Below are 14,238 nucleotides of genomic sequence, written 5' to 3'. Positions count from 1 at the left end.
ATCGCGTAATGACTCTTATTGAACGTCTTAAAGGCGAACAAATCGCGGCGATGAAGGCGAGAAATAAACCTCGTCTTGGCGCTATCCGTTTGGTACTTTCTGCAATTAAACAACGTGAAGTTGACGAAAGAATTATTCTTTCCGATGATGACGTGTTAGCAGTTTTGACCAAAATGGTAAAGCAACGTCGTGACTCTGTAGCCCAATATGAAGCTGCAGGCCGTCAAGATCTTGCTGATATTGAACATGCTGAAATCAGTGTTCTAGCAGAATTTATGCCTCAACCGTTAAGTGAAGATGAAGTCTCTGCTTTGCTGGATGATGCTATTACTGCAACAGGCGCTGTCAACATGCAAGATATGGGCAAGGTTATGGGCGTACTGAAACCGCAGATTCAGGGTCGTGCCGATATGGGGATTGTTAGCAAGCTGGTGAAAATCAAGCTAGGTTAATCACTCCTCTTATTCTGCAACAAGCCGTGCTATTCTTTTAGAATGCGCGGCTTGTTTGTATCTGACAATCCTCATTTTTAACGGTCTAACCGTTACACTCTTTTTGTTTACTCTAGGTTGTTTGCTTTGTTATGTCAGGAAAAATACCGCGTTCATTTATTGATGATTTAATCTCTCGACACGACATTGTCGATGTTATTGACGCGCGTGTAAAACTCAAAAAGCAAGGTAAGAATTTTGGTGCCTGCTGCCCCTTTCATAATGAAAAAACCCCCTCTTTTTCGGTAAGCCAAGAAAAACAGTTCTATCATTGTTTTGGGTGCGGCGTTCATGGCAACGTACTTGATTTCGTGATGGAGTATGATCGGTTAGAGTTTGTCGATGCTATTGAAGAACTAGCCTCACAATTAGGTTTAGAAGTTCCACGTGAAAACGATGGCACCAATGCACCTCGTGGCCCCAAAGCCGCTGATAAACGTAATTACTATGAACTCATGGGCCAAGTATCACAGTTTTATCAATCGCAATTACGGGCACAAGACGCTCAGATTGCCGTTGATTACCTCAAAGGTCGTGGTTTATCTGGCGATATTGTAAAAAAATTCAATATCGGTTTTATCCCAGATCAATGGGACATGGTACGTACTCGCTTTGGGCGGGATAATGAATCGCAAAAAGCACTTGTTAATACAGGAATGCTGATCGAAAACGACCAAGGTCGTCGTTATGATCGCTTTCGTGGACGAGTGATGTTTCCGATCCATGATCGTCGTGGACGTGTAATTGGTTTTGGTGGTCGAGTATTAGGCGATGGTACCCCTAAATATCTTAACTCACCAGAAACTGATATTTTTCATAAAGGCCGTGAGCTTTATGGTTTATATGAAGTATTACAAACCCATCGTGAACCTGAAAAAATCATGGTGGTTGAAGGCTACATGGATGTCGTGGCGTTGGCCCAATTTGGGATCGATTATGCGGTAGCATCGTTGGGGACAGCGACGACAGGCGATCATGTTCAAAGCCTGTTCCGTCAAACCAGTACAGTCGTGTGTTGTTATGATGGTGACCGTGCTGGACGAGAAGCAGCTTGGCGAGCAATGGAACAAGCATTGCCCTTCTTAACCGATGGCCGCCAATTAAAATTTATGTTTTTACCTGATGGCGAAGACCCTGATTCTTGTATTCGAGCCGAAGGAAAAGCACAATTTGAACAACGTCTTAATAGCGCTACAACGTTGTCTGAATTTTTGTTTAACAGCTTAATGCTCCAAATTGATACCAGTAGTCGTGAAGGCAAAGCGAAGCTAACCACGCTCGCTGTTCCCTTAATTGATAAAGTACCAGGTGGTACTCTACGACTATACTTACGTGAGCTGCTAGGCAAAAAGCTCGGTTTACCCGATGAAACACAATTACAACAGCTACTATCAAAACATGGTCAAATCACTAAAGCTGTCGGCCAAATACAAATTAAGCGTACGCCAATGCGAGAAGTTATTGCATTGCTGATTCAGCGCCCGCACTTTGTGCAACAGCTTGAATTTGATATGGACGCATTTACGGGTATTGAGCTCGCTGGATTAAATTTATTACTCTCAATAGTTGATAAATGCCGAAACAATCCCAATATTAGCACTGGACAGCTTTTAGAATATTGGCGTGGCACCAAAAACGAAGCCATGATGGCACGGCTTGCCGCGTGGGAGCTACCGTTGTCAAATGATGAAGACAACAGCCTCGATGTATTTTTAGACGCAATGGATAAAATTATTATTCAATGCGTTAATCAACAAATTGAACAGTTGCAGACTAAATCAAGAACTGTCGGCTTATCAGTCGAAGAAAAGCAGGAATTACAATCCTTATTACTGGATCGTCCTGCCTAATAAGTAGTCAACAATTAAGAAATTTGTTATAATGACTGGTTTGCAACTCTGCATACTAAATTATCACTCAGACCCGAAGTTGGATACCGTCTATGGAGCAAAATCCGCAGTCACAGCTAAAGTTACTTGTTGCTAAAGGCAAGGAACAAGGCTATCTGACCTACGCCGAAGTAAATGACCACCTACCAGAAGATATTGTTGATTCTGATCAGGTTGAAGACATTATTCAAATGATTAATGACATGGGTATTAAGGTAGTTGAAACTGCCCCAGATGCCGATGAACTCATGATGACTGAAGATAATGCCGACGAAGACGCCATTGAAGCAGCGGCGCAAGCATTATCAAGCGTAGAAAGCGAGATCGGTCGCACAACAGACCCAGTACGTATGTACATGCGTGAAATGGGTACAGTTGAACTACTTACTCGCGAAGGCGAAATTGATATCGCAAAACGCATTGAAGATGGTATTAACCAAGTTCAATGCTCAGTTGCTGAATACCCTTCAGCAATCGCTCATTTACTTGAGCAGTTTGACAAAGTTGAAGCCGATGAACTTCGTCTAACTGATATCATTTCAGGCTTCGTTGATCCAAACGAAGAAGCTACCGCAGCACCAACAGCAACACACATTGGCTCAGAGCTAAGCGAAACCGATCTTGAAGATGAAGATAAAGATCTTGAAGACGGTGACAGCGACGACGATGCGGAAGATGAAGAAGAAGACGATGGTAGCATCGACCCAGAATTAGCGCGTGAAAAGTTCTTAGAACTTCGTCACTCCTATGAAAAAATGGCATTAGCCATTGACACTAACGGTCGTCAACATGCTACAACCGAAATTGCTGTTGAAGAATTGTCAGAGATCTTCAAGCAATTCCGTCTGATTCCAAAGCAATTTGATCGTCTAGTTAGCTCACTACGTAACTCTATGGATAAGGTTCGTACTAACGAGCGTCTTATCATGCGTATGTGTGTTGATAACAGTAAAATGCCAAAGAAAACATTCATTAGCTTATTTGCAGGTAATGAATCAAACAGCGATTGGATTGACACCGCACTTAACTCAGGCAAGCCTTATGCTGATCGTTTAAAGAACTATGAAGAAGATCTTCGTCGTTCATCGTTAAAGCTACGCATACTTGAACAAGAAACGGGTCTGTCTATTGAGCGTATCAAAGACATCAGCCGTCGTATGTCAATCGGTGAAGCGAAAGCGCGCCGTGCGAAAAAAGAGATGGTTGAAGCAAACTTGCGTCTTGTTATCTCTATCGCGAAAAAGTACACCAACCGTGGACTACAGTTCTTGGATCTGATCCAAGAAGGTAACATCGGTCTAATGAAAGCTGTTGATAAATTTGAATACCGTCGTGGTTACAAATTTTCAACGTACGCAACATGGTGGATCCGTCAGGCAATCACTCGTTCAATCGCTGACCAGGCACGTACTATTCGTATTCCTGTGCACATGATTGAAACCATCAACAAATTGAACCGTATCTCACGTCAGATGCTTCAAGAGATGGGTCGTGAGCCGTTACCTGAAGAATTGGCTGAACGCATGCAAATGCCGGAAGACAAGATCCGCAAAGTACTGAAGATTGCTAAAGAGCCAATCTCAATGGAAACACCTATCGGTGATGATGAAGATTCACACCTTGGTGATTTTATTGAAGATACAACACTTCAACTTCCAATGGATGCTGCAACTGCAACTAACTTGCGTGCAGCAACTAACGATGTACTTGCTGGGTTAACACCGCGTGAAGCAAAAGTACTTCGTATGCGTTTTGGTATCGATATGAATACCGACCACACGTTAGAAGAAGTAGGCAAGCAATTTGATGTTACTCGTGAGCGTATCCGTCAGATCGAAGCGAAGGCGTTACGTAAATTACGTCACCCAAGCCGTTCAGATGTACTTCGTAGTTTCCTAGACGAATAAGAAAACGCAATAACGCTATAAAAAAAGCGAGCCTTGAGCTCGCTTTTTTATTATGTGCAATAAAGCGATCAAACGTTAAATAACGCATTTATTTTTTCTAACTGTCGAAAAAGCAAACAATTTCTTAGTGTTAATCACTAGACAAGTGCGACACCATCCCCTATAATTCGTCGCATATGGCCCCTTAGCTCAGTGGTTAGAGCACGCGACTCATAATCGCTTGGTCCCCAGTTCAAGTCTGGGAGGGGCCACCAAATTCGAAAAAGCTGAAGTATTTTTACTTCAGCTTTTTTCCGTTTCAGATCCATGAAATAAAAATATCCTGTTACTCTCTATGTTGCTACCACGACAAAAAATATCATTAACCTACTGACACTTGATAAATAGCAAAGCTTTATTTTTATTTTCCCACATAATCATCATTTTTATGTCATACATAAAATCAATAATGAACAGCTATATCTCAGGGTGCTAAATGATGGAATATCTGCTATAATTCTGCGCTTGAATATTAGGGTTATAATCAATGCTGCAGAGGCATTTATCTATTTGTTCATAACAACAGCACTATATTCAATACCACTTAAGATCACCTAAATATGAACTTTAAAAAAACGCACTAACGCTTTTTTAAAGTAATCTTTAAAGCGTTTTTTATTTCTTCATTATTCACTATTCGATAACAACCATATGTTGATTACCTAATAATGACTAATGTTAATTTTCCCTTGGGTAAATAGTTCGTCCGGAGAGTATCCTCAATGAAAAAGACCAAGATCGTATGTACGATTGGACCGAAAACTGAATCTGTAGAAATGCTTACTAAACTAGCTAACGCTGGTATGAACGTAATGCGCCTTAACTTCTCACACGGTGACTTTGAAGAACACGGTCAGCGTATCACGAATTTACGTGAAGTTATGGCTAACACAGGCAAAGAACTAGCTATCTTGCTAGATACTAAAGGTCCTGAGATTCGTACTATCAAACTAGAAGGTGGTAATGACTTCACTCTAGTAGCTGGTCAAGATTTCACTTTTACAACAGATACATCTGTAATCGGCAACCAAGACTGTGTGGCAGTGACTTACCCTGGTTTTGCTAAAGATTTAGTAAAAGGCAACATTATCCTAGTAGACGACGGTCTAATTGAGATGGAAGTGTTGGGAACAACAGAAACTGACGTTAAGTGTAAAGTACTTAACAGCGGTGACCTAGGCGAAAACAAAGGTGTTAACCTTCCTGGCGTTTCTGTAAAACTTCCAGCTCTTGCTGAAAAAGATAAAGCTGACCTTAAATTTGGTTGTGAGCAAGGCGTTGATTTCGTTGCTGCATCTTTCATCCGTAAGGCTGAAGACGTACTAGAAATCCGTGCACTATTAGCGGCAAACGGCGGCGCTAACATTCAAATTATCTCTAAGATCGAAAACCAAGAAGGTGTTGATAACTTTGACTCTATTCTTGAAGCATCTGACGGTATCATGGTTGCTCGTGGCGACCTTGGTGTTGAGATTCCAGTTGAAGAAGTTATCTTTGCTCAAAAGATGATGATCGAGAAGTGTAATCGCGCTCGTAAAGTTGTTATCACTGCAACACAAATGCTTGATTCAATGATCAAGAACCCACGTCCAACACGCGCAGAAGCGGGTGATGTTGCTAACGCAATCATGGATGGTACTGACGCAGTAATGCTTTCTGGTGAATCAGCTAAGGGTAAATACCCAATCGAAGCTGTAACTATCATGGCGAAAATCTGTGAACGTACAGATAAAGTACTTAAAGCTGAGCTAGGTTCACGTCTAGATAGCCCACGTTTACGTATCACTGAAGCGGTATGTAAAGGCGCAGTTGACACAGCAGAGAAGCTAAACGCTCCACTGATCATTGTTGCAACTGAAGCAGGTAAATCTGCTCGTTCAATCCGTAAGTACTTCCCAACAGCACGTATTCTTGCTGTAACAACTAATACTAAGACAGCAGCACAGCTATGTCTTTCTAAAGGTGTTACACCTGTTGTTGTTGATTCAATTGACAGTACTGATGCATTCTACCTACGCGGTAAAGAACTAGCATTAGAATCTGGCATTGGCGCTAAAGGCGATATCGTAGTAATGGTTTCTGGTGCACTTGTTGCTTCAGGCACAACAAATACTGCATCTGTTCACGTTCTATAATTGTTCGTAAACAGATATTAAAAAAGGGAGCTTAGGCTCCCTTTTTATTTGTCTATATTTTCTTATTCGTAACACGCTTACACCTCTACTTTATCCTGATCATCGACAATATTTATAAATCAATGCTTGATAAATCTATCTAACATCACTATTTTATAAATCAATGACCTACCGTTGTTACATTCCCAGTGCCAATCTATTTTAATCATTGCTTATCCTTCTCTTTAATGTTTAAGCAATAAACAAAGCCAGTTATACTCCTTATCAATAAATACTAAAAAACCAATAACCTCAACCAAAGGTTAGATCTGTATAACGTCGAATAAATATAACAACAAAGAGGGAAACTGTGTCCAGTCCTACGCAAACGAATAAAATCATGGAGGTCATACGACAAGATATTTTACTTGGCAAATTGACTCCCGGACAAAAACTTGTTGTTGCCGATTTGAAAGAACATTATCAAGTTGGTGCGTCCCCTATTCGTGAAGCTTTAGTCCAATTATCGTGGAAAAAATATGTTAAATTTGCACCACAAAAAGGTTGCTGGGTAGCGCCAGTTTCAGTGGAAGAACTAACAGACCTTTTTAATGCTCACCACTTAATTTCACACGAATTATTAAAAAAAGCCATTTTACAAGGCGATGAAGCTTGGGAACTCAATATTCTTACTAGCTACCATAAATTAAGCCGCCTTAATCCAACCTCTGATAACGCTGACCTCTCTGAATGGGAACAGCGCCATGGCGATTTTCATATTGCTATTTTATCAGGCAGTAATTCACCCGTATTACTGGATCTTTACCTTGATATCTACGAACAACTTAAACGCTATCGTCATATTTGGTTAAGTCAATCTCGTGATAGTGAAAATCGCTATCATGATAGCGGTGAACATGAAGCGTTAATGAAAGCAGTATTGGATCGTGATATTGAGCTGGCACAAAAAATAATGAATGAGCACTCAAAAAATGCGGTCAGTTCTGTGAGCCCTTATCTCTAGTTTTACCCACATAATTCAATAATAAACCCATGCCACATTTATTATGTCATGGGTTTTTTGTCTCATATCTCATGTTATACTTTTAAAGCGCGTTCACCACGAGCAAGACCAACCACACCACTGCGTGCTACTTCAATAATATCAGTCGCCTCACCCACCGCAGCTAAAAACGCATCTAATTTTTCACCCGTTCCTGTCACTTGAATGGTATAAATCTGACTGGTGACATCGACAATTAAGCCTCTAAAAATATCAGCGGTACGTTTCACTTCTGCTCGCGCAAAACCACTGGCTTTTACTTTTACTAACATCAACTCCCGTTCAATATGATCAGAGGCTGTCACGTTACTGACTTTTAAAATATCAATTAATTTATGCAGTTGCTTTTCAATTTGCTCATACGCAGCTTCATCTTCAACATGAGTGGTAATATTTAACCGAGACAAAGTAGGATCATCTGTTGGTGCTACCGTTAATGATTCAATGTTATAGCCTCGCTGAGAAAATAATCCCACCACCCGTGAAAGTGCCCCTGGCTGGTTTTCAAGTAATACTGAAATAATTCTACGCATTAAGTTCGCTCCGTTTTACTTAACCACATATCACTCATGGCACCACCACGGATCAACATCGGATAAACATGCTCTGTTTCATCAATACTAATATCAATAAAAACCAATTTATCTTTCAATGCCAATGCTTGTTCTAATTGCTGATCAAGTAACTTAGGATCAGAAATACGAACCCCTACATGCCCATAAGCTTCAGCGATCGCGGCAAAATCAGGCACAGAATCCATATAAGACTGAGAATGGCGACCTTGATAAATCATATCTTGCCATTGCTTTACCATGCCTAGAAAACGATTATTAAGGTTGATTATTTTTACCGGAATATCGTATTGCAATGCCGTCGACAGTTCTTGAATATTCATTTGAATACTGCCATCTCCTGTCACACACACAACCTCTGCATTCGGTAATGCAAATTTAACCCCCATTGCCGCAGGTAAGCCAAATCCCATGGTGCCAAGACCGCCAGAATTAATCCAACGTCGAGGTTTATCAAACGGATAATATAAGGCAGCAAACATCTGATGCTGGCCCACATCTGAGGTGACATACGCATCACCATCAGTAAGGCGATATAACGATTCAATCACTTGTTGCGGCTTGATGCGGTCGGTAGTGGTGTCATAACGTAGACATTGACGTTGACGCCACGTTGATATTTGTTGCCACCACGGTTGCAAAATATCTTTACTATCACAACTATCTTGCTCATTAATCAATTTAAGCATACTGGTAAGTACAGTATCTGCTGAGCCGACAATTGGAATATCCACGGCGACAGTTTTTGATATCGATGACGGATCAATATCGATGTGCATGATGGTCGCATTAGGGCAATATTTCTCAAGATTATTAGTAGTACGATCATCAAATCTAACCCCGAGCCCAAAAATAAGATCGGCATTATGCATTGCCATATTAGCTTCATAGGTACCATGCATACCTAACATACCCAAACATTGCTCATGCGTCCCAGGAAAAGCACCCAACCCCATTAAAGTATTAACCACAGGAAGATGTAAGATTTCCGCTAATGCCATTAATTGTTCACTACAATCAGACATAACCGCCCCACCACCGACATAGAGCACAGGTTGTTTGGCGCTTAATAAGGCTTTTACACCCCGTTTTATTTGACCTTTATGGCCTTGCGTCGTGGGATTATAAGAACGTAATGCTATCGACTCAGGATACTGATATGGGTAGGTTTCTGCTGGGTTAAGCATATCTTTAGGAATATCAACTACAACAGGTCCAGGGCGGCCACTAGCGGCGATATAAAACGCTTTTTTAATAATGGTAGGGATATCTTCAGGTTTAGTTACCAGAAAGCTATGCTTTACGACCGGGCGTGAAATACCAACCATATCGCATTCTTGAAAGGCATCATTACCAATCAAGTTACTCATTACTTGGCCTGACAATACAACAAGTGGAATCGAGTCCATATAAGCGGTAGCAATACCAGTGATCGCATTGGTTGCTCCAGGGCCGGATGTGACAAGAACAACACCAACATCCCCTGTTGCTCTAGCATAACCATCAGCCATGTGCACCGCCGCTTGTTCATGACGAACTAACACATGTTCAATATCACTTTTCTCATGCAATGCATCATAAATATCAAGTACTGAACCTCCCGGATAACCGAAGATATGCTTAACGCCTTGATCGATCATCGAACGAACGATCATCTCTGCGCCAGACAACATTTCCATATTTTGTCTCCAGATCAATAAACATAGTTAGGGCTTATTTTTAGCCTAATAAAAAACATGACAAATCATGCTGCGTTGATCACAGTTGCAATAATAAACGTGAATAACCGCAACAACTTTAACGCTTTTGCATCATTCATTACTAGAGAAAAATAGGAATTTACCTTTTTTATCTAACGTGATGGGTATTACCGATTCTTTATATAACCATTTATTAACAGATCACTACCAACCACTAGTATTAGACTAGGGATCAGCACATATCACTATGTAATAGACATAAAAAAAGAAGCCTTAAAGGCTTCTTTCTTAAATCTAAGCAAAAAACATCTTAGTCGTCTTTTTGTTGGGCCTTTTTATGGCTTTCTTCGTACATATGTTCAATTTCTTTGTGATAACGATCTTGAATCACTTTACGACGTAGTTTTTGCGTTGGTGTTAATTCACCTTTATCCATTGAAAATGATTTAGGCAATAACGTGAATTTTTTCACTTGTTCGAAACGTGCCAAGTCTTTCTGCAACTCAATTACGCGATTTTCAATTAACTCAACAATTTGACTATGTTTAATCAATTCCATACGGTCTTTATATTTAATATTAAGCTCGCGCGCATGTTCTTCTAGTGTTTCAAAACACGGTACAATTAATGCTGATACGAATTTACGGGTGTCAGCTATAACGGCAATTTGTTCAATCAGATGATCTTTACCAATCGCACCTTCAATCACTTGAGGGGCAATATATTTACCACCAGACGTTTTCATTAGCTCTTTAATGCGATCAGTAATAAACAAATTACCTTGCTCATCAATATAACCTGCATCACCAGTTTTGAGAAAACCATCATCAGTAAAGTTATTCGCCGTCTCTTCAGGCATATTGTAATAGCCGCGCATCACCATCGGACCACGTACTAGAATTTCATTATCTTTACCAATTTTAACTTCAGCACCAGGCATTGGCATACCAATAGAATCAGGGTTGTAACAACGATCATCCCAGCAAGATACTGTTGCCGTTGTTTCTGTCATGCCATAACCTAACTTAACGTTAACGCCTATAGCATGGAAAAAACGTCCAATCCCTTCATCTAATTTAGCACCACCACATGGCATACACTTAATATTACCACCCAGTACCGCACGTAATTTAGACAGCACCATTTTATCGGCAAGGTTATAACTTTTTTGTAATAACCATGATGGTTCTCGGCATTGTTGACGAGCCAGCGACATTCTTGCGCCTATATTCACAGCCCAAGTAAAAATCATCTTTCGATGAAATGGCGCTCGAGCGACTTTCTCATGCACACCAGAGTATATTTTCTCATACACACGTGGCACTGCTGACATATAATTAGGCTTCACCGTCACTAACGCTTCTTTAAGCTTATTAGTATCAGACAAATAGCAGTTAATTACACCACGGTGCAAGACATAGAATGTCCAAGCACGTTCAAATACGTGTGATAGTGGTAAGAAACACAGTGAAGTATCTCCTTCATCTAATGCTAATCGTTCATCGTGAGCAATAATTTGTGAAGCAACATTAGAATAATCAAGCATCACCCCTTTAGGCGTACCTGTCGTACCAGAGGTATAAATCAGCGTTAATAAATCATCCATCGCTAAATCACCAAGACGAGTATCAAGCTCTACTTGGTGTTCTAAACTAGCAGTCTTTAAAAAGTCGACATAATGACAAACCAAAGGATGTTGGGGTAATTCAACATCATCAGTTAGCGCAACTATACGCTCTAAATTCGGACACTGATCAGCAATAGAAACCGCAATGTTTAATTGTGCTTGCTCACCCACAAACAGCACTTTGACATTAGCATCGTTAATAACATATACCGACTGCTGAGGTGTATTGGTTGGATAAATAGGCACCGTAACACAGCGATTATATAGCGAAGCAAAGTCAGCAATAGTCCAACGTGGCATATTATTAGCAAAAATACCCACTTTATCTTGTACAGCTAAACCTTGATTTAATAACGCTAACGCCAACTGTTGAATTTTTTCACCAAAATTATTCCAGCTAATATCTTGCCACTCGCCATCAACTTGATGACGTAAAGCAGGACTGTCGCCTAAGCGCGCAATTTGCTGACGAATACGGTGAACAATATGGAAATCATGTTGTGCCATAAGTACTCTATTTTTTTAGCTTACACTTGTAAGCTGATTTGAGATATGCAGTCTACAATTCAGCCTTTAAAAAGCCAACTATAATGCGTATTAAATTATAGCTTCTGACGATCTAGATCACTCTATACCTGCTTACTTATTGTCTTCAATGACTTTTTAAATAAACACTAAAAGTGTAAGGATCTATAAATAACATGGTTTCATTACAGAAAAAGAACATAAATAATCTACGTAGTAAGATGGAGATTAAAGATCACCAATACTACATTGATTTATAACACTAATTTCAAAATAACGTGCAGTGTTGTATTAACTCTATCTTCTAAAAGAAGATCACGAATACCTGAAGAGGCATTCGTAACATCTACATTCATCATAAAATGGATCGGTACGACATAACTCTCACGCTAAATTTTTAGTCTCCCTTCCTTAATCTTTACTTAAAGTATAAAAAAAATACAATTTTTGGTTGACCTAGAGCCCGTCTATTTGATATTCATTTGTTAACAACATTTATTTGAATCTTTAATGAAATGAAAACACCTTTCTATCTCCTCTTAACTTTACTCCTCATCGTGACGTAATCACGCGGGTTGCTATCAAGTGGAAAACACCACTAAAGATTTCAAAACCCGCGCAAGCAAGCGCGGGTTTTTCATATTTTGACCAGCGCAAGTGAATGCGGAACGTAGCCTTATACAGGCCCACATATAAAAGTAAAAGGATGTCACGATGAACAATCAGGTCATTATGTTTGATACTACTTTACGTGACGGTGAACAGGCTTTATCAGCCAGCCTAACCGTCAAAGAAAAATTACAAATTGCTTATGCTCTTGAACGCTTAGGTGTCGATGTTATCGAAGCGGGTTTTCCGGTGTCATCCCCCGGTGACTTTGAATCAGTACAAACCATCGCAACCCACATCAAACAAAGTCGAATATGTGCCTTAGCGCGCGCAGTTGAAAAAGACATTGATGTTGCCGCTGAATCATTAAAGGCAGCTGAAGCATTTCGTATCCATACTTTTATTTCAACCTCTACCGTCCACGTACAAGATAAACTACGCCGCAGCTATGATGACGTAATACAAATGGGGATCGCCGCGGTTAAACGGGCGCGTAAATACACTGATGATGTTGAGTTCTCATGTGAAGATGCAGGACGAACTCCGATTGATAACCTCTGCAAAATGGTGGAAGCCGCGATTAAAACGGGCGCAAATACGATTAATATTCCCGATACTGTTGGCTATACCCTGCCAAGTGAATTTGGTGGCATTATCACCCAACTTTTTAATCGCGTACCGAATATCGATAAAGCCATCATCTCCGTGCATTGTCATGATGATCTCGGCATGTCAGTCGCCAATTCAATGGCTGCTATTCAAGCAGGCGCCCGCCAAGTCGAAGGGACGATTAACGGCTTAGGTGAACGAGCTGGTAATTGCGCCCTTGAAGAAATAGCAATGATAATTAAAACCCGTCAATCACTATTGGGGGTCCACACTAATATCAAACATGACGAAATCCACCGCACCAGCAAAATGGTTAGTCAGTTATGTAATATGCCGATTCAAGCCAATAAAGCCATTGTAGGCAGTAACGCTTTTAGCCACTCGTCAGGCATTCACCAAGACGGCATGCTAAAAAATAAAAATACCTACGAAATCATGACCCCAACGTCAATTGGCCTTAAAAATCAGGCATTAAATCTGACCAGTCGTTCTGGCCGTGCTGCGGTGAAAAGTCATATGGACACCCTCGGCTACACTGAACATGAATATGACCTTGATAAACTGTATGCGGATTTCCTTAGCCTTGCCGATCGTAAAGGCCAAGTATTTGATTATGATCTTGAAGCCTTAATGCATTTTTCTAATCTGCGTGATGAAGATGACTTTTTCAAAATAAACTATTTAAGCGTCCAATCTGGCAGCGTAATGGCAACCACCAGCATTAAGCTTCAATGTGGTGATGAAGAAAAATGTGAAGCCGCTGTCGGTAATGGTCCGGTAGATGCCTTATATCAATGCATCTACCGCCTAACTGGATATGAGATTGTATTAGACAAGTTTGATCTTACCGCCAAAGGGGAAGGGGAAGATGGTTTAGGCCAAGCGGATATCATTGCTCATTACAAAGGCCGTAAATACCACGGCACGGGTCTTGCGACAGATATTGTTGAAGCGTCGGGTCAGGCTCTGATCCACGTTATCAATAGTATTTATCGAGCCGATCAAATAGCAACGATAAAACAACAACATAACCACTAACGTTATTCATTGACGAATTTAATTTTATTTTTAGTACATTATGGAGAGCACCCAC

General features: G+C 40.5%; 9 protein-coding genes and 1 tRNA gene. 7 read left to right on the top strand and 3 right to left on the bottom strand.

All coding sequences use genetic code 11. The annotated features are described in order from the left end of the window. Positions 1-8 precede the first annotated feature (8 nt). The 6 genes from CIK00_RS12755 to CIK00_RS12730 all read left to right on the top strand — a co-directional run bounded on the left by CIK00_RS12755 (position 9) and on the right by CIK00_RS12730 (position 7,464). Positions 9-452 (top strand): GatB/YqeY domain-containing protein, encoded by a 444-nt coding sequence (locus CIK00_RS12755; protein ID WP_101769225.1) that lies wholly within the window; start codon positions 9-11, stop codon positions 450-452. A gap of 131 nt (positions 453-583) precedes the next feature. After that, entirely contained in the window at positions 584-2,341 is a 1,758-nt protein-coding gene (gene dnaG / locus CIK00_RS12750) for a DNA primase (RefSeq protein ID WP_101769224.1), read from the top strand. Between the two features lie 92 nt (positions 2,342-2,433). Beyond that, positions 2,434-4,287 (top strand): RNA polymerase sigma factor RpoD, encoded by a 1,854-nt coding sequence (gene rpoD, locus CIK00_RS12745; RefSeq protein WP_101769223.1) that lies wholly within the window; start codon positions 2,434-2,436, stop codon positions 4,285-4,287. 178 nt (positions 4,288-4,465) lie between these two features. Then, positions 4,466-4,541, top strand: a tRNA-Ile gene (locus CIK00_RS12740). Between the two features lie 507 nt (positions 4,542-5,048). After that, a complete protein-coding gene (pykF, locus tag CIK00_RS12735; RefSeq protein ID WP_101769222.1) occupies positions 5,049-6,461 on the top strand; it encodes a pyruvate kinase PykF in 1,413 nt (470 codons plus the stop codon). A 379-nt stretch (positions 6,462-6,840) separates the two neighbouring features. Continuing rightward, complete coding sequence (locus CIK00_RS12730; RefSeq protein ID WP_101769221.1) at positions 6,841-7,464, top strand: FCD domain-containing protein; 624 nt, start codon at positions 6,841-6,843, stop codon at positions 7,462-7,464. A gap of 74 nt (positions 7,465-7,538) precedes the next feature. Here the strand turns inward: CIK00_RS12730 and ilvN are convergent, their stop codons facing one another. The 3 genes from ilvN to CIK00_RS12715 all read right to left on the bottom strand — a co-directional run bounded on the left by ilvN (position 7,539) and on the right by CIK00_RS12715 (position 11,909). After that, a complete protein-coding gene (ilvN, locus tag CIK00_RS12725) occupies positions 7,539-8,036 on the bottom strand; it encodes an acetolactate synthase small subunit (RefSeq protein ID WP_101769220.1) in 498 nt (165 codons plus the stop codon). Beyond that, the gene (locus CIK00_RS12720; protein ID WP_101769219.1) at positions 8,036-9,754 is read right to left on the bottom strand and encodes an acetolactate synthase 3 large subunit; all 1,719 of its coding nucleotides are present in this window, start codon (positions 9,752-9,754) and stop codon (positions 8,036-8,038) included. The genes ilvN and CIK00_RS12720 overlap by 1 nt, the downstream gene beginning before the upstream one ends. Positions 9,755-10,085: 331 nt before the next feature. After that, positions 10,086-11,909, bottom strand: coding sequence for an AMP-dependent synthetase/ligase (locus tag CIK00_RS12715; protein ID WP_101769218.1), 1,824 nt, complete (start codon positions 11,907-11,909; stop codon positions 10,086-10,088). Between the two features lie 732 nt (positions 11,910-12,641). Between CIK00_RS12715 and leuA the strand changes: the two genes are divergently transcribed. Continuing rightward, the gene (gene leuA / locus CIK00_RS12710; protein WP_101769217.1) at positions 12,642-14,183 is read left to right on the top strand and encodes a 2-isopropylmalate synthase; all 1,542 of its coding nucleotides are present in this window, start codon (positions 12,642-12,644) and stop codon (positions 14,181-14,183) included. Positions 14,184-14,238 lie beyond the last annotated feature (55 nt).

It is taken from the genome of Photobacterium carnosum (assembly GCF_002849605.1).
Classification (GTDB): Bacteria; Pseudomonadota; Gammaproteobacteria; order Enterobacterales; family Vibrionaceae; genus Photobacterium; species Photobacterium carnosum.
The sequence above is the reverse complement of the archived record's forward strand: the minus strand, read 5'-3'. Positions and strand labels throughout refer to the sequence as shown.

Excerpts from the sequence above, each read along its gene's own strand:
- CIK00_RS12755 (WP_101769225.1), top strand. The coding sequence starts at position 9 with ATGACTCTTATTGAACGTCTTAAAGGCGAACAAATCGCGGCGATGAAG.
- dnaG (WP_101769224.1), top strand. The coding sequence starts at position 584 with ATGTCAGGAAAAATACCGCGTTCATTTATTGATGATTTAATCTCTCGA.
- rpoD (WP_101769223.1), top strand. The coding sequence starts at position 2,434 with ATGGAGCAAAATCCGCAGTCACAGCTAAAGTTACTTGTTGCTAAAGGC.
- pykF (WP_101769222.1), top strand. The coding sequence starts at position 5,049 with ATGAAAAAGACCAAGATCGTATGTACGATTGGACCGAAAACTGAATCT.
- CIK00_RS12730 (WP_101769221.1), top strand. The coding sequence starts at position 6,841 with ATGGAGGTCATACGACAAGATATTTTACTTGGCAAATTGACTCCCGGA.
- ilvN (WP_101769220.1), bottom strand. The coding sequence starts at position 8,036 with ATGCGTAGAATTATTTCAGTATTACTTGAAAACCAGCCAGGGGCACTT.
- CIK00_RS12720 (WP_101769219.1), bottom strand. The coding sequence starts at position 9,754 with ATGGAAATGTTGTCTGGCGCAGAGATGATCGTTCGTTCGATGATCGAT.
- CIK00_RS12715 (WP_101769218.1), bottom strand. The coding sequence starts at position 11,909 with ATGGCACAACATGATTTCCATATTGTTCACCGTATTCGTCAGCAAATT.
- leuA (WP_101769217.1), top strand. The coding sequence starts at position 12,642 with ATGAACAATCAGGTCATTATGTTTGATACTACTTTACGTGACGGTGAA.